The 15458-nt window shown below is 61.9% G+C and carries 16 protein-coding genes; 10 read left to right on the top strand and 6 right to left on the bottom strand.

Going from position 1 to position 15458, the window contains the following annotated elements; translation table 11 throughout:
* The first annotated feature begins 38 nt into the window (after positions 1–38).
* Positions 39–1283 carry a M16 family metallopeptidase gene (locus tag ABD819_RS14245; RefSeq protein WP_345125404.1) on the top strand — a complete coding sequence of 415 codons (1245 nt, stop codon included), beginning with the start codon at positions 39–41 and terminating at the stop codon, positions 1281–1283.
* Positions 1284–1461: 178 nt separating this feature from the next.
* Here ABD819_RS14245 and ABD819_RS14250 read toward each other — a convergent pair whose 3' ends face one another.
* The 3 genes from ABD819_RS14250 to ABD819_RS14260 form a co-directional block, all read right to left on the bottom strand.
* A complete protein-coding gene (locus ABD819_RS14250; protein WP_345125406.1) occupies positions 1462–1839 on the bottom strand; it encodes a hypothetical protein in 378 nt (125 codons plus the stop codon).
* Between the two features lie 177 nt (positions 1840–2016).
* Positions 2017–2436, bottom strand: coding sequence for a hypothetical protein (locus tag ABD819_RS14255; protein WP_345125407.1), 420 nt, complete (start codon positions 2434–2436; stop codon positions 2017–2019).
* 391 nt (positions 2437–2827) lie between these two features.
* Positions 2828–3478: a hypothetical protein gene (locus tag ABD819_RS14260; protein ID WP_345125409.1), complete on the bottom strand. Its 651-nt coding sequence runs from the start codon at positions 3476–3478 to the stop codon at positions 2828–2830.
* 100 nt (positions 3479–3578) lie between these two features.
* Between ABD819_RS14260 and pheS the strand changes: the two genes are divergently transcribed.
* The 8 genes from pheS to ABD819_RS14300 all read left to right on the top strand — a co-directional run bounded on the left by pheS (position 3579) and on the right by ABD819_RS14300 (position 12117).
* Positions 3579–4685 (top strand): phenylalanine--tRNA ligase subunit alpha, encoded by a 1107-nt coding sequence (pheS, locus tag ABD819_RS14265; RefSeq protein WP_425554004.1) that lies wholly within the window; start codon positions 3579–3581, stop codon positions 4683–4685.
* A 142-nt stretch (positions 4686–4827) separates the two neighbouring features.
* On the top strand, positions 4828–6144 hold the full coding sequence (gene rimO, locus ABD819_RS14270; protein ID WP_345125412.1) for a 30S ribosomal protein S12 methylthiotransferase RimO: 1317 nt from the start codon (positions 4828–4830) through the stop codon (positions 6142–6144).
* A gap of 18 nt (positions 6145–6162) precedes the next feature.
* Positions 6163–6972 carry a phytanoyl-CoA dioxygenase family protein gene (locus ABD819_RS14275; protein ID WP_345125414.1) on the top strand — a complete coding sequence of 270 codons (810 nt, stop codon included), beginning with the start codon at positions 6163–6165 and terminating at the stop codon, positions 6970–6972.
* Between the two features lie 88 nt (positions 6973–7060).
* Complete coding sequence (gene bshC / locus ABD819_RS14280; RefSeq protein WP_345125416.1) at positions 7061–8662, top strand: bacillithiol biosynthesis cysteine-adding enzyme BshC; 1602 nt, start codon at positions 7061–7063, stop codon at positions 8660–8662.
* 376 nt (positions 8663–9038) lie between these two features.
* A complete protein-coding gene (locus ABD819_RS14285; RefSeq protein ID WP_345125418.1) occupies positions 9039–9989 on the top strand; it encodes a carboxypeptidase-like regulatory domain-containing protein in 951 nt (316 codons plus the stop codon).
* A gap of 35 nt (positions 9990–10024) precedes the next feature.
* A complete protein-coding gene (locus ABD819_RS14290) occupies positions 10025–10621 on the top strand; it encodes a 5-formyltetrahydrofolate cyclo-ligase (RefSeq protein ID WP_345125420.1) in 597 nt (198 codons plus the stop codon).
* A 135-nt stretch (positions 10622–10756) separates the two neighbouring features.
* Complete coding sequence (locus ABD819_RS14295) at positions 10757–11281, top strand: ExbD/TolR family protein (protein WP_345125423.1); 525 nt, start codon at positions 10757–10759, stop codon at positions 11279–11281.
* Positions 11278–12117 (top strand): energy transducer TonB, encoded by an 840-nt coding sequence (locus ABD819_RS14300; RefSeq protein ID WP_345125424.1) that lies wholly within the window; start codon positions 11278–11280, stop codon positions 12115–12117. Before ABD819_RS14295 ends, ABD819_RS14300 begins: the two co-directional genes overlap by 4 nt.
* A 147-nt stretch (positions 12118–12264) precedes the next feature.
* Here the strand turns inward: ABD819_RS14300 and ABD819_RS14305 are convergent, their stop codons facing one another.
* From ABD819_RS14305 to mnmC2, 3 genes are all read right to left on the bottom strand, one after another.
* Positions 12265–12819, bottom strand: a complete 555-nt coding sequence (locus tag ABD819_RS14305) for a GDYXXLXY domain-containing protein (RefSeq protein ID WP_345125426.1) — start codon at positions 12817–12819, stop codon at positions 12265–12267.
* A gap of 17 nt (positions 12820–12836) precedes the next feature.
* Complete coding sequence (locus tag ABD819_RS14310) at positions 12837–14123, bottom strand: DUF2157 domain-containing protein (protein ID WP_345125427.1); 1287 nt, start codon at positions 14121–14123, stop codon at positions 12837–12839.
* Between the two features lie 116 nt (positions 14124–14239).
* A complete protein-coding gene (gene mnmC2, locus ABD819_RS14315; protein ID WP_345125429.1) occupies positions 14240–14962 on the bottom strand; it encodes a tRNA (5-methylaminomethyl-2-thiouridine)(34)-methyltransferase MnmC2 in 723 nt (240 codons plus the stop codon).
* A gap of 35 nt (positions 14963–14997) precedes the next feature.
* Between mnmC2 and ABD819_RS14320 the strand changes: the two genes are divergently transcribed.
* The gene (locus ABD819_RS14320) at positions 14998–15423 is read left to right on the top strand and encodes a thioesterase family protein (protein WP_345125431.1); all 426 of its coding nucleotides are present in this window, start codon (positions 14998–15000) and stop codon (positions 15421–15423) included.
* The last annotated feature ends 35 nt before the right edge of the window (positions 15424–15458 follow it).

Raw genomic sequence — 15458 nt, forward strand, 5'->3', positions numbered from 1 at the left:
GCTTGTTTCCGGCTCCTCTATTTCGCCATCTTTGCTTCATGATTCAATTTTCAGAATTCACCCTCGATAACGGCCTGCGCTGCATCGTGCACGAAGATTTCAGCACGCCCATGGCCGTGCTCAACGTGATGTACGACGTGGGCTCGCGCGATGAGGACGCCGGGCACACCGGCTTTGCCCACTTGTTTGAGCACCTGATGTTCTCGGGCTCGGTCAATATTGCCAGCTACGACGAGCCCCTGCAGCGCGTGGGCGGCGAAAACAACGCCTTCACCTCCTCCGACGTCACCAACTACTACCTCTCGCTGCCGGCGGCTAACCTCGAAACCGGCTTCTGGCTCGAAAGCGACCGGATGCTGAACCTGGCTTTCTCCGAAAATGGCCTCGAAGTGCAGCGCAAAGTGGTAGTGGAGGAGTTCAAGCAGAGCTACCTCAATCAGCCCTACGGCGACGTGTGGCTCCAGCTCAAGCCCCTCGCCTACCGCACCCATCCCTACCAGTGGAACACCATCGGCAAGGAGATTTCGCACATCGAAAACGCGGTGATGGACGACGTGCGCGGCTTTTTCCAGAAACACTACGCCCCCCAGAACGCCATTCTGGTAGTGGCCGGGGCCGTGAGCGAAGCCGACGTGCGCCGCTTGGCTGAGAAGTGGTTCGGGCCCATTCCCGGCGGCCCGGCCTACCAGCGCCAGCTGCCCACCGAGCCGGCCCAGACCGAAGCGCGGCACCTCGCCGCCAGCGCCCCCGTGCCCCTGAGCGCCCTCTACAAAGCCTACCACATGCCCGCGCGCAGCGATGAAGGCTACCACGCGGTAGACCTGCTCAGCGACGTGCTGGGCCGGGGCAAGTCGGCCCGCCTGCACCAGCGCCTGGTGAAAGAGCAGGCCCTGTTCAACAATATTTCGGCTTCCCTCACCGGCTCGCTCGACCCCGGCCTGCTCGTCATCAGCGGCAAGCTGAACGAGGGCGTGGACTTGAAGGCTGCCGATGCCGCCATCGAAGCCGTGGTAGCCGAGTTTCTGGCCGAAGACGTGGATGCTCAGGAGCTGGAGAAAGTAAAAAACCAAGCCGAAAGCAGCCTGGTCTTTGGCGAAATCGACCTGCTGAACCGGGCCCTTAACCTGGCCTACAGCAAGCTGCAGGGCGACGCCAACCTGGTGAACGACGAAAGCCGCCGCATTCAGGCCGTGACCGTAGCCGACGTGCGCGCCGCCGCCCAGAGCATTCTCCGCCCCGAGAATTGCAGCACGCTGTATTACGAGGCCGTGGCTGCCGAGTAGCAAAGCGGCAGAATTTTGCCCCAAGGGGCACAAAATCGAACGTCATGCTGAGCGAAGTCGAAGCATCTCTACCGCGCAACTAATCAAATATTAGTATTGCGGTAGAGATGCTTCGACTTCGCTCAGCATGACCGTTTTTTTTACGTTTGGCTTTGGCCGTTATAGCAAGCTCTACCTGCTACTTGACTTTCACCTTAACCTTCGTTTTGCCCGGCGCTACCGGCATCGTGTTATCCCGGTTTAGCGAACTGTTGGCGGGCTTTTTATAGGAAGGGCGGCGCGGGCGGTTATCGTTGTAACCACCGTTATTGTTGTAGCCTACCTGCTTACGCATGGGCACGCCGGGAGCCAAATAGGCCGTGCCGTCTTTGATATCCTGCGACACGCCGGCTCCGTAGGGCTTGCCGGTATGCGGGTTGATGTTCGGGGCCTTGCGCGCACCGCGAGTGGAATAAGGCGCGATTTTTTTGCGGGCCGCGCGGGGCCTGGTTTGGGCGCTGGCATCAGCCACCATAAAGGTAACGAGCAGCAACGAAGCGAAAAGATACCGGAGCATAATAGCGGAGGATTGGGAACAGATACGAATGATACAGCGGTGGCCTACGCGCCAGCGTCAACGGCGAATCGGCTCCCATCATACGCGTAACGGCCGGAAATGGCTATTGGCGAATAACGGAAGCCGATGCAAATTACGAGGCGTACCCCGCATCAGGTTTGGCGGAATGCCCGGTGCTTAGTTGCCGAGCGTGGTTTGGGTGCTGGCGGGCTTGCGGGGCGGGCGCACGCTGTAGGGCACGGGCGCGTTGGTGGTCCGGATGTGAATGGGCATGCCGGGGGCAGCGTACACGTTGGCATTGTCAATTTCGCCGCGCGAGCTGGCAGCGGGCGCGCCAGCCTCCCAGCCGCCGTTGGCAGCGGTGTTGGCCGAGGCTACGGCCGTCTGCTCTTCGAGGGGAGGCCAGCCATCGTTGGCGAGGGCCGCGGCGGGCACCGTTTTCAGGGCTACGCGGCGGGCTTTCTTGGCCTTGCGGGCCGCGACTTTCACCGATTTAGTGGTCGTCTTTTTGGTGGTAACGGCAACGGGAGCAGTCTGAGCACTGGCTTCAGCCAGCAGGAACATGGACAGGGCGAGAGTAAGGAAGGAGCGAACCATGGCTGAAGGCTGAATTGAAGATTGGAAAAACACGTTTATTTCGGAGTTGTGAGGGTACAAATCGAAAAGTGTGCCAATTTTCGATTTCGCTTATTTATCCGCTGATGTTACGAAGTAAAGTGTAGCGCGGACTTTGTAGTCCGCGAGTCAGCACCGTTTAGTGGTTATAACGGCGCTGACTCGCGGACTGCAAAGTCCGCGCTACATCCCCCGAGGCGCTTTAACAATGAGAGTGCGTAACAGCAGTTATCCGTTCGCCAATATCCATTCGCCAATTTTTCAACAAGCCTAAAAAAAGCCTGCCGACCCCGGTTTTCACGGAGCCGGCAGGCTTGCATCACTTTTTAAAACAAGTTAGGCCATCGGCCGCTGGCTGGCAGCGGCGGCCGGACTACCAACCCATGGGTTCGGGTGCTTTTTTCTTGGCGGCCGGAGCCTTGCCAGCGGGTGCCTTAGTGGCGTTTTTCGACTTAGCCGTCGCGGTTTTAGCGGCAGCACCACCGGAGGCTTTGGTGCCGGTGGCGCTCATTTCGGCACCTTCGGTGGATGCGGGGGCCGGGGCGGGCACGGCGGCCGGGGCGGGCGCGGGGGCTGCTACGGCTACTTCGATGGGACGCGGGGGCCAGGGCTTGGGGCGACGCACTTTGCGGTTGGTGCGCCGCTCACGCACGGCGGCGGCCTCATCGGCCATCACGCTGCGGCCACCCCGGAGCTGCACCGGCGTGCCGGGAGCCACCGAAATACCCAGGCCACCGGTGGCAGCGGAGGAACCCCCACCGCCGCCAAAACCGGCGGCGGCTGGCGCTGGCGCAGCAGTGGCTTCGGGTGCCGCGGCCGACATTTCAGGTGCGGGAGCAGCGGCGGCCCCGCCGTTCTGGAGGGATTTCTGACCGGCGGCCTGCGACGCGCTGCTCTTGGTCGTTTTTTTAGCCGGGCTCTTTTTGGGCGTATCCCACCCGCTGGGTGCGTCCCAGCCGCCCTGGGCGGAGGCGGAAGTAACAAGCCCCCCGGTAATTAGCAGAAAAAACAACGCACTTTTCATGGCGGATAATTTACGTAGATGAATACTGGGCAAGTTAACTGAATGTGTTTGCGAATCGTTCGGCCAGGGCCCGTCCCTTGCCGTAACTTTGCAGCCTATGATGCAGGAATTAATTGCCGCACTTGCGGCCGAAATTACAACGGCCGAGCTGAATAACGCGGCGGCCCTCGATGCGTTTCGCATTAATTACCTCGGCCGCAAGGGCCGGCTGGCTGACTTGTTCGACCAGCTAAAAACGGTGCCCGCTGAAGAGAAGCGCGCCGTTGGCCAGCAGCTCAATGCCCTCAAGCAGCAGGCCCAGGCCCATTTCGACGCCGCCCAGCAGGCTGCCGAAGCCGCTGCCGACAACACCCCCGCCAATCCCGATTTCGACTATACCCTGCCCCCCGTACCCAATGCGCTGGGTACCCGCCACCCGCTAATGCTGGTGCGCGAAGAAATGCTGCGCGTATTCGCCCGCATCGGCTTTGCCGTAGCCGAGGGGCCCGAAATTGAGGACGACTGGCACAACTTCACCGCCCTCAACTTCCCCGAAAACCACCCGGCGCGGGACATGCAGGACACGTTTTTTGTAATGAGTAACTCGGTGAATGAGCGAATGAGTGAAGCGCCGGAGGGCCCAAGCGACGCACCATCCATTCACTCAGCCACTCATTCACCCACTCACTCATTGCTCAGAACCCACACCAGCACGGTGCAGGTGCGCGTGATGGAAACCGAGCCGCTGCCCATCCGCCGGGTGATGCCGGGCCGGGTGTTCCGCAACGAGGCCATTTCGGCGCGGGCGCACATGATGTTTCATCAGGTGGAGGGCATTTTCATTGACGAAGGCGTGAGCTTCGCCGACCTCAAGCAAACGGTGTACTACTTCGTGCAGGAGCTGTTCGGGGCCGATATCAACATCCGCTTCCGCCCCAGCTTCTTCCCCTTCACCGAGCCCAGCGCGGAGATTGACATCACCTGCCTGATTTGCAAGGGCGCGGGCTGCAACATCTGCAAGTATTCGGGCTGGGTCGAAATCGGCGGCTGCGGCATGGTGGACCCCGCCGTGCTCGAAAACGCCAAAATCGACCCCGAAAAATACTCCGGCTACGCCTGGGGCATGGGCATTGAGCGCATCGCCATGCTCAAGTACCAGATTAAGGACCTGCGGCTGTTTACGGAGAACGACATGCGGTTCCTGCGGCAGTTTGAGGCGCTGAGTTAACCTGATTAACCGTGATTCCGCTGATGGGGTCCATCCCGTGTTCGGGCCCGTGGAATCATTTGTCCGGCTCATCAACTTCCTATTATACCCAGCAGTTAAGAAAAGCAGCGCAATCCGTTTAATCGGCGCCAATCAGTGATTTATGAAAGTTAGAAATCAGACCACCAATAAAGTAAACGTCATCACCCTCGGCTGCTCCAAGAATATCGTGGACAGCGAAGTGCTGATGGGCCAGCTCGTGGCCAACGACTTCGACGTAACCCACGAGGCCGAGAAGTCGGACGCCAACATCGTCATTATCAACACCTGCGGCTTTATCGATAACGCCAAGCAGGAAAGTATCGACACTATCCTGCGCTACGCGGAGGAGAAAGAGGCCGGCCGCCTGGATAAGCTCTACGTAACGGGCTGCCTCTCGCAGCGCTATAAGGACGAGCTGGAAGTAGAAATCCCGCAGGTAGATGCCTATTTCGGCACCCTGGAGCTACCCCAGATGCTGAAGGTGCTCAACGCCGACTACAAGCACGAGCTGATTGGGGAGCGTCTGATTACAACGCCCAGGCACTACGCCTACTTCAAAATCGCGGAGGGCTGCAACCGGCCCTGCTCGTTCTGCGCCATCCCGCTGATGCGCGGCAAGCACGTCGACCGCAAGATTGAGGACCTGGTGAAGGAAGCCAAGCGCCTCGCCAGCATGGGCACCAAGGAGCTGATTCTCATCGCTCAGGACCTGACGTATTACGGCCTGGAAGCCTACGGCGAGCGCAAGCTGGCCGACTTGCTCCGCAACCTGTCCGACGTGAACGGCATCGACTGGATTCGCCTGCAATATGCCTACCCATCGCAGTTTCCGCTGGATGCGCTGGACGTGATGGCGGAGCGCGAAAACATCTGCAAATACCTCGATATGCCCTTGCAGCACGGCTCCGATGCCATGCTGAAAAGCATGCGCCGCGGCATCACCAAGCGCCGCACCATTGAGCTGGTAGATACCATTCGGCAGCGCGTGCCGGGCATTGCGCTCCGCACCACGCTCATCAGTGGCCACCCGGGCGAGACGGAACAGGACTTCCAGGAAATGTATGATTTTGTGGAGCAGACGCGGTTTGAGCGGCTGGGCATCTTCACCTACTCGCACGAGGAAAACACGCACTCGCACACCCTCGTCGATGACGTGCCGGCCGAGCTCAAGCAGGAGCGCGCCGACGCCATCATGGAGCTGCAGCAGGGCATTTCGATGGAGCTGAACGAGGCGCGCGTGGGCCAGACCTACAAGGTGCTGTTCGACCGCAAGGAGAGCGGCCACTTCGTGGGCCGTACCGAGTTTGACTCGCCCGAGGTGGACAACGAGGTGCTGGTGCCGGTGGAACGCGACACCTTCGTGCGGCTGGGCGACTTTGCTAACGTGAAGATTACGGCGGCCACGGACTTCGATTTGTACGGGCTTTTGGTGAAATAACCTGAACCGGTAGTTGGGATGAAAGCGCGCCTGAACGAGCACGACGTCGACTACCAGATTGAGGGACCGGCAGGCCCCGGCGCGGCCGAAATCCTGCTGGCTACCGACACGGACCTGACGGCCGGCGCGGCCTGGACCACCGCCGGCTACACCGTGGCCCCCTGGCTGACACCGGCCGAAAACGCCACGCTCCGCGAGGGACTGGCCGAGCTGCTGCGGGCGGCGGTGCGTGCCACCGGCCAGGCCGTGTCGTCGGATTGGCCCGTGACGCGCTATCACCGGGTGGTGGGCAACGATGATGCCCGCCACCTGGCCGTAGTTAACCAGACCAAGAGTTACCCACTGGAGGCCCTGCCCGTGCCCGTGGCGTACCTCGAAGCGCGGGTATCGGCACTGTGTGGGCGCAGGGTACGGGTGTATAACCCGGCCACGGGAAAGGCCGAATTTCACCTGCGTATCGTGCGGCCGCACCGTTCCGACAACAACCCGCTGCACCGCGATGTGTGGCTCGACCAGCTGCGCAACGGGGTGAACATTTACTTTCCCGTGGCGGGCAGCACCGCTGATTCTTCGCTGGCGCTGGCCCCTGGCTCGCATTGGTGGACCGAGGACCAAACCACCCGCACCCACGCCGGCGCGGTGTATAATGGCACCCAATACAGCGTGCCCGGCCTCGTGGATTCGGCCCAGCTGCTGCACCTACTGCGCCCCAACCCGGGCCCCGAGGAGGTGCTGATTTTCTCCCCGTATCTGCTGCACGGCGGGGCGGTGAACCTGAACGACGACCAGACGCGCATTTCGCTGGAAATGCGGTTTTGGGCCGTTTGATGGTGGAAACTGGCAACTTTTGAGCCGGGGCCGGGTTTTGTGCGGACTTTTGCGGTACCTGTCCCCTACCGGCCCGCGCCCCTACCCCATGCCCACCAACTGTACGACCCTCTCCTACGCCGAAACCGGTGCTTTCTCCAGCCTGCTGACTGACTACATTGTCCGGAATCCGGCTTTAGCGCCGTTCTACCACCGCTTTCCATCGCTGGAAAACTTCGCCGCTCAAATCGAGGAGAAAAAGGCTGTGTACACGCCCGAAGCCCGCAAACGGCTGGTGGCGGCCCTGCGCGACCAGTACGGCATGGCCCCCGAGCCGGAACCGGCCATCGAGAATAATATCCTGCTGCTGGGCGAGCCCACCACTTTCACCGTGACCACCGGACACCAGCTCAACCTGCTCACGGGGCCGCTGTATTTCATCTATAAAATCGCCTCGGCTATCAAACTAAGCCGTGACCTGAAGGCGAAATACCCGCAGTACGATTTCGTGCCGGTGTACTGGATGGCCACCGAGGACCATGATTTCGCCGAAATCAACCACCTCTCGCTCTTTGGCAAAACCTACGCCTGGGACGCGGCCAACACTGGCGGCCCGGTGGGCCGCCTCCCGCTCGACGGCCTGGCCGAGCAGCTCCTGAGCCAGCTGCCGCCCGAGGTGCCCACCGCTTTCCACAAGGCCTATACCGAATCGAAAACCCTGGCTGAAGCTACCCGCAAGCTGGCCGATGCGCTGTTTGGCGAGTTCGGACTGGTGACGCTGGATGCCGACCGGCCGGCCCTGAAACAGGCGCTGGTGCCGCTGCTGGAAAAAGAACTTTCCGGACAGGTCTCCAACGCCGCCGTGCAGGCTACCAACGCCCGCCTCACGGCCGCTGGCTACAAACCGCAGGTGTATTCGCGGCCCATCAACCTGTTTTTCCTCACCGACGAAGGCAAGCGCGAGCGCCTGGAGCCCGATGTCAGCGGGGCCGACTGCGTGGAAGTCACCATTCGCAACACGGCCAAGTGCCACAGCCAGGCCGAGCTGCTGGCCCTGGCCCAGGCGCACCCCGAGCAGTTCAGCCCCAACGTGGTGCTGCGGCCGGTGTACCAGGAAATGCTGCTGCCCAATTTGGCCTACATCGGCGGCGCGGCGGAGGTGGCGTATTGGTTGCAGCTGAAGGACGTGTTTGCGGCCTTTGCCGTACCCATGCCGATGGTGCTGCCCCGCAACTCGGCCGAGTACATCAGCCGGGCCAACGCGGGCAAGCTGAAGAAGCTGGGCCTGACCACCCACGAAATATTTCGCCCGCTGCCCGAGCTGAAGAAGCAAGTCGGGGCCGCGCTGGGCCAGGAAGAAATCAGCCTGAAAGAACAGCAGCAGGCTCTGGCCGCCGCCTTCCAGCAGGTGCAGGACGTGGCCCAGCGCCTCGACCCGACGCTGGTAAAAACCGTGGCTGCCGAAGCCCAGAAGGCCGCCGCAAGCCTCGCCGGCCTCGAAAAGCGCCTGAGCAAAGCCGCCGAAACCAAGCACGAAACCGCCTACACGCAGCTGGCCACGCTCAAGGAAAAGCTTTTCCCCGGCGGTGGCCTGCAGGAGCGCAGCGAAAACGTGCTCAGCATCCTGATTAACAACCCCGGCTTCATTCAGGATTTGCTCGATGCCTTTGAGCCGCTGGCGCTGGAGTTCACCGTGCTGGAGGAGGAGTAGAACGCCTGCTGGCGTGCAGGCCGGCGTGCTGGCCGCAGTTTAGCGCGTAGCGCGTAACTGCTGGCCGATGGGCGTGGCGAGTCTGTGACTCGCGGAAGAACGGCCTTTACCTACTCCCGGCGCGTTCGAGAAAACGTTTCATTACGCTACTCATCAGCGAGTTACAAACTCGCGTTACGTATTAGCCAGCAGTTACGCGCTTCGCGCTAAACTGCGGCCAGCGGTAGTTCACGGTGCTGGAAGTAGAGTAAGCCCTCGCTATGAGCAACAGGTCGCGCCAGCGCCGGGCAACCTTCCTGCCCGTGCTGGCATCTGATGGGCGGTGGGCGGATGCGTCGCTCACGGGTATTTACTCCCTCGCCGTTTACTTCGCCGCGTGAAACCTCCCCTGCTGCTCGTCTTCTTTCTGCTTTTCTGCGGGGCCACGGCCGTTGCCCAACCAATCAGTGGCGTTCTTACCAACGCCGAAACCCGAGCGGCGCTGCCGTACGTCAACATTGGTGTGGTTGGCAAGTCGCTGGGTACGGTGAGCACGGAGCAGGGCGCTTACCAACTGGCGTTCCAGGAGGCACTGGCCAACGATACTGTGCGGATATCAAGCATCGGCTATCAGACGCGCCTGCTTACCCTGCGCGCCCTGCGAGCCCAGCCCAACGTGAGCCTGACGCCCGCCTCGGTAGCACTTCAGGAGGTGCAGGTACAGGGCACCGGCCTGCTTAAACGGCCCCGTACGCTGGGCAACACGTCCAATAGCCTCACGTCTAACCTCAACCTCAATACGAAGGCGCTGGGTACCGAAATCGGCACCGTCATTTCCATCCGGCACCATCCCACCCGGGTGCTGACGGCCAACTTTAATGTGTGCTACAACAAGCTGGGGCCCGTTACGTTTCGCGTCAACCTTTACCGCCTCGATGCCAAGGGCCGGCCGACGGAAACCAAGCTGCTGGCCCACGACGTCATCACCACGGCTGATATCAAGACCGGCACGTTCACCGTGGACCTCACCAACGAGCACCTGGTCGTCGATGAGGACTTTTTTCTGGCCCTGGAGTGGATAAAGGGCAACGGCCTGGAAGCCGGCGCAGGCCAACCCACCCGCTCGGCACCGCTTAAGGTCAGGGTGCAGCGCCAGCGAACCACTAACGGGGTGCCGGCACCCCCGCCCCAACCCCAGGAGCTGGCCTTTTCGCTGAGCGTGGGCTACGTCAACAACGACTTGTATGTGCGCAGCACCAGCCAGGCCAGCTGGGAACGGGCCGCCATCGGTGCGCTGCTGGCGGGCATGCAGCCCCGGATTAGTTTCTTTGTGACGGCGCTGGACTAACCGCGTACCCGCGTCCGGCCCGCCCGCCCCCGCCGATGAGCCCAGATTTCTCCAAAGCCACCCTGCGCCGCGCCGCCCTGGCCAGCCGCCAAGCCCTGCCACCGGCCGAGGTGGCGCACCGCAGCCAGCAGCTCTGCGAGCAGCTATTCCAGCATTTCCCGGTGGCGCAGTGGCGCTGGCTGCACGTTTTTCTGCCCATAGTGGGCAAGCACGAGCCGGATACCTGGCGGGTCATCCACCGAATCTGGGCCGAAAGTCTGGTTGTGCGCCTGGCCGCACCCGTGATGCAGCCCGACCGCCGCTCGCTGAAACACTACGAGCTGACACCCGCCACGCCCCTGCACAAAAATCACTGGGGCATTGCCGAACCCGAAGCTGCCGCCGCTACTGAAGTGCCGGCCGCCGCCTTCGATGCGGTGCTGGTGCCGCTGTTGGCCGTGGATGCGGCCGGCCACCGCGTGGGCTACGGCGGCGGCTACTACGACCGGTTTCTGGCCCAGTGCCGGCCAGGCACGCAGTTTATCGGCCTGAGCGTGCTCGATGAGCCGCTTATTGACCACATCGCTGACATGCTGCCGACCGATGTACCGCTCACGGCCTGCATCACGCCGGGCGGCGTGCGGCGCTTTTGAGGCATCCGGTAGTAACGGGTTTTTGGGGTGAGATGATATGCGCTTAGAAATATATTTTTTCGCGGTAAACCACTCACAATAAGGCCTTCGGGCGGGGCGTTGGTCGGGTATCTTTCACCTAATTGGATAGAACCCATGGCCGAAATCCAGCAGCAAGCCGCCGGCTCCCACAAGCCCGGCAAACGACGAGCAAAGAAGATGTCGACCCGCATCGACATGACGCCCATGGTGGACCTGGCGTTTCTGCTGCTCACCTTCTTCATGCTCACCACCACCTTCGCCCGGCCCTACCAAATGGAGCTGAATATGCCGGTGAAAAGCAAGGTGGATACCCCGGTAAAAGAATCTAACGCCATGACCGTGCTGCTCGGCAAAGGCCACCAGGTGCATTATTTCTTCGGGCTGAATACACTGCAGGGCACCGCCCCGGCCGCCCCGGAACTGCACACCACCACCTTCGCCGCCACCGGCATCCGGCAGGCCGTGCTGCGGCGGCAGCAGCAGGGCCCGCTGATTGTCCTGATTAAATCCAGCCCCGATGCCAGGTACCAGGACATGGTGGACATTCTGGATGAGATGAACCGCACGCACCAACAGAAATACGCCCTCGTGAAAATCACGCAGGCCGACTTAACCCTTCTTAACCGCGCAACTTTATGATGACCAATGCCCAGCTGGCCACGGCCAGCCTCGACGACATCGTGTTCGATGGCCGCAACCGCGGCTACGGCGCCTACGCGCTCCGCGGCCTCTACCAGCGCCACATTATGCGCGCCCTGGTGATTGCCACCACCATATGCGCGCTGCTGCTGCTTTTCCCGCTGATATCCCAGCTGCTGAAAGAAACGATGCCCCCAGTAGCTCCGCCCATTGTGCAAGCCAACCCCATTTTCATCGACATGCCCACGGAGCCGGAGGCCCCCGTTGCACCACCGGAGGCGGTGAAGCCGCCCACGACGCCCCCGCAGCCGTCTACGATAAAAAACGTGGTGCCCGTGGTAGTGAAGGAAAAGGATGCGCCACAGGAAAGCGAGGTTCCCAATCAAATCGAGCTGCTTGAAAAAGCATCCAGCACCACAACCACCGAAGGCGACCCCAACGCCAAAGCCGAAAACCCGGTCATCGAGCTGAAGCCGGGCGACGGGACCGGCCTGCTGCCCGATGCCGCCACCAGCAAGCCCTACACCTACGTGGAGCAGATGCCGGAGCTGCCCGGCGGCGGCGGCCAGCTGGCCATCGTCACGGCCATTCAGAAGGCCGTGAAGTACCCCAGCCTGGCCCTGCGCAACGAAGTTGAAGGCAAGGTTTTCGTGAGCTTCACGGTGAATCCCAAGGGCGATATAATCGACGTGAAAATTGTGAAAGGCCTGGGCTCCGGGCTGGATGAGGAAACGATGCGCGCCATCAAAACTCTGCCCCGATTTATTCCCGGCAAGCAAAACGGCCGTGAGGTGAGCGTGTCGTTCACCGTGCCCGTCACGTACCGGATTCAGTAGAAACAGCGCAGCAAGGACATTAACAGAACGTCATGCTGAGCGTAGCGAAGCATCTCTACCACGTTAGTAATCTATTTACTTATGCGGTAGAGATGCTTCGGCTACGCTCAGCATGACGTTCTTTTTTTGTGCGATTTTGCCCTGCCGCTATTTCTTCGGCACGGCTACGCTGGCAATGCGGGCCTGGCCCCACGGCGCAATGCTGACGCGCACCCGCAACGGGTGCAGGCGGCCGGCTTTTTCGAGGCGCAGGCCGCTGCCTTCGGGCACGTAATAGCGCTCCAGGTTGAAGCGCAGGCTGAAGGAGCTACGATACACATCGGTGACCCAGCCGCGCAGCACGGCCTGGCCCATGCTGGGCTTGGGCGCTTGCGGGTAAACGCCAATGGCAGTGCTGAGGCTGTCGGGGCCAGCGGCCAGCAGCACGAATACGGCCTGGCGGCGGCGCGGCGGCGCGGCATCGTGCCACAGGCGCAAGGGGCTTTCGCTGATTGCGTAGCGCAGCCTTACGAAATCGCCGTAGAGCAAGTTACGCGGGTCGATAGGTGTGGTGGCCAGCACTACCTGCTGGCCCAGGGCCGTGGTGGCATAGCCCGCGCCGGCCACACCCAGAATGTAGAGGACCTGCGCTGCCACCAGCAGGCGCAGTAGCGGCCGGCGGCGCGTGGGGGCCGAAAACCAAGTGAGCAGGTCAGTTTTCAATAATTATGAGTGTTGAATTATGAATTATGAGTCGGAGCTGCTGCTGCGGGTCCATCGTTTGACGTAGGCAGATTGTCGGCCTGTTGCGCCACCGGCGGCGGCACCGTGGCCAGCACCTGCGCATTGCGCCGGCGCAAATACCAGCTCAGGCCCAGCAGCAGCACGCCACCCACCAGGAAAAACAGCGACTTATCCATAAAGCCCCAGGTTAGCTTGAAGTAGGCCACGGCGGTGGCAGCCACGAAGAGCACCGCGCCGATGGTGAGCTGCTCGGAGTCCTGGTCGCGGTTGGCGCGGGCCAGCACCGAGCCGGCGTGGGCATAGAGCACCACCAGCGTGGCCACGGCCAGCGGCAGCCCGCCCGGCAGGTAGAAGCCCGGCAGCAGCAGCAGCCACTCGGGCAGCGAGGCCAGGCGGCCCCGCGCCCGCTTGCCGGCCACCGATACCGCCAGCATGGCTGCCAGCGCCGCCAGATACGGCAGTAGCGGCGGCCGCAGGATATTGGCGTAGGCATCGGTCTCGCCAAAAATAGCCAGCCCAAACATGAACAGGTACGCCGCTACCAGCGGCGGCACCTGCAGGGCCCGCCCACCGGCGCGGTTGGGCTGCCAGTCGCCGGCCGCGTAAATGGCCATGGCGGGCACGAAAAACCAGGTGATTTTGGAATGCAGCACAATGATGAGCAGCCCTGCCTGCCAGAGCAGGCCCACGGCCAGCACGGTGCTGGTTACGGCATCGGGCCGCCGCCACCAGTAGTAGCCCAATCCGGCCGCCACCAGCCACGCCGTGACGTAGCTAAAAATCCCCAGCGACTCGACGCAGTACGTCTGCACCGCCGCCCCAATCAGCACTGTGAGCAGCACTAGCAGCCGCGAGCCATACACGTAGCTCAGGGCCACGCCGGCCACCACCCAGGCCAGCAGGCCGCTGGCATCGTAGCCCACCAATTGGTAGAGCTGGCTGACGAGAATGATGCTGGCCCCGAATAAAATCAACCCCAGCCCAATGAGCCCGTGGCCCAAATCGGGGTTGCCGCGCCGCAGGAAATAGGCTCCCGCGCCGTAGCTGCCCAGCAGGCTGCCCAGCAGCAGGGCCAGCCGCAACGCGGTGGGCAGGCCCTGCCAGTTGGCCGCCACCACGCTCAGCCCGCTCAGGCCCACCAGCAGGCTCCCCAGGATGGGCAATAGGCCCAGGGCCTGCGCTTCGGGCGGGTAGCGGGCCAGCAGCTTTTGCCGCTGGGCTTCGCTGATAAGGCCGTCGGTGACCCAGCCGGAGCTTTCGGTATCGAGGAATTTACGGGACAAACAGCAATGAGTGAATGGGTGAATGGGCGAATGAGTAAATGTGGTCGCCCGTACCATTTGGCAAGCACAAAGGAACACCATCCTGACTTCACTCATTCACTCATTCGCTCATTCACTCATTCGCTCATTGCTTTCACCGCTCGCGTCATTTCCCGCTTGCCGGGGGGGCCGGGCAGCCTTTCGGTGTGCCAGCCGGCGGCCCGCAGGTTGCGCCGAAACTGGCCCTGGGCGCAGTAGCTCACCAGCACCGCGCCGGGCACGGCAGCGGCGTAGAGTTGAACGAAAATGGCTTCGGTCCACAGCTCGGGCTGTTTTTCGGGGGCGAAGGCATCGAAATAGATGAGGTCGTAATGACCAGGAAGCAGCGCCGCAGCCTGTAGTGGCTGGTGCAGCTTGCGCAGCCGGAAGCCGGGCAGCAGCTCCACCGGCGCATTCCAGGGCGCGGCGTGCAGTTCGGCAAACAGCTCGCGCAAGGGCGTGCCGCGCTGGTCCCACTCCGGTTGCAGGGCGGCCACCACGGCGGGCGGCAGCGGGAAGGTTTCGAGGCCGTCGTATTCGATAAAAGCCCCGGCGGCCTGGCTGGCCTCCAGAGTCAGCAGCGCATTCAGGCCGGTGCCCAGGCCAATTTCCAGGATGCGGAGCGGCTGGCCAGCAATGGCAGCGGCTTCCAGCAGCGGCCCCAGCCCATGGCGAATGAAAACGTGCGCCGATTCCTGCCGAGCCCCGTGCTGCGAGTGGTAATGCTCGTTGAGCGCAGGCACGAACAGCGTGGCCGAGCCGTCGGCCGTCACCCGTACTTCTACCTTTGGCCCTTCCTGGCTTGGCTCCTGGTCACTCATTTTTAATTCTCAATTCTTAATTTTTAATTCATCTTATGCCCCGCGTAAAAGTAGCCCTGCCCGATTCCTTCTCCTTCGCCACCGAAATCCCGGTTCGCATCACCGACCTCAACTACGGCGGCCACCTGGGCAATGACGCCCTACTGGGCCTGCTGCACGAGGCGCGGGTGCATTTCCTGCGCTCCCTGGGCCTGGAAAACGACTACGACCCCGTCACCAAGCTCGGCCTTATCATGGTGGATGTGGCGGTGGAGTACAAAGCCGAGGCTTTTCACGGTGATGTGCTGCGCGTGCAAATGGCCGCGACTGACGCCAACAAATACGGTTTCGACGTGGTGTACCACGTGCATAACCAAGCCGGCAAAGAAGTGGCCCGCGCCAAAACCGGCATGCTCTGCTTCGACTACAACATCCGCAAGCTGCGGCTGCTGCCCGAAGAGCTGGCGGCGCAAATACAGTAGCACGGAACCCAACGCCCTGCCTGCTTGTATCTTTG

Origin of the sequence: Hymenobacter antarcticus (assembly GCF_039539545.1) — a bacterium.
GTDB lineage: Bacteria > Bacteroidota > Bacteroidia > Cytophagales > Hymenobacteraceae > Hymenobacter > Hymenobacter antarcticus.

Bases quoted from the DNA above. Each gene is read 5' to 3' on its own strand.
- ABD819_RS14245 (WP_345125404.1), top strand. From the start codon at position 39: ATGATTCAATTTTCAGAATTCACCCTCGATAACGGCCTGCGCTGCATC.
- ABD819_RS14250 (WP_345125406.1), bottom strand. From the start codon at position 1,839: ATGCTCCGGTATCTTTTCGCTTCGTTGCTGCTCGTTACCTTTATGGTG.
- ABD819_RS14255 (WP_345125407.1), bottom strand. From the start codon at position 2,436: ATGGTTCGCTCCTTCCTTACTCTCGCCCTGTCCATGTTCCTGCTGGCT.
- ABD819_RS14260 (WP_345125409.1), bottom strand. From the start codon at position 3,478: ATGAAAAGTGCGTTGTTTTTTCTGCTAATTACCGGGGGGCTTGTTACT.
- pheS (WP_425554004.1), top strand. From the start codon at position 3,579: ATGCAGGAATTAATTGCCGCACTTGCGGCCGAAATTACAACGGCCGAG.
- rimO (WP_345125412.1), top strand. From the start codon at position 4,828: ATGAAAGTTAGAAATCAGACCACCAATAAAGTAAACGTCATCACCCTC.
- ABD819_RS14275 (WP_345125414.1), top strand. From the start codon at position 6,163: ATGAAAGCGCGCCTGAACGAGCACGACGTCGACTACCAGATTGAGGGA.
- bshC (WP_345125416.1), top strand. From the start codon at position 7,061: ATGCCCACCAACTGTACGACCCTCTCCTACGCCGAAACCGGTGCTTTC.
- ABD819_RS14290 (WP_345125420.1), top strand. From the start codon at position 10,025: ATGAGCCCAGATTTCTCCAAAGCCACCCTGCGCCGCGCCGCCCTGGCC.
- ABD819_RS14295 (WP_345125423.1), top strand. From the start codon at position 10,757: ATGGCCGAAATCCAGCAGCAAGCCGCCGGCTCCCACAAGCCCGGCAAA.
- ABD819_RS14300 (WP_345125424.1), top strand. From the start codon at position 11,278: ATGATGACCAATGCCCAGCTGGCCACGGCCAGCCTCGACGACATCGTG.
- mnmC2 (WP_345125429.1), bottom strand. From the start codon at position 14,962: ATGAGTGACCAGGAGCCAAGCCAGGAAGGGCCAAAGGTAGAAGTACGG.
- ABD819_RS14320 (WP_345125431.1), top strand. From the start codon at position 14,998: ATGCCCCGCGTAAAAGTAGCCCTGCCCGATTCCTTCTCCTTCGCCACC.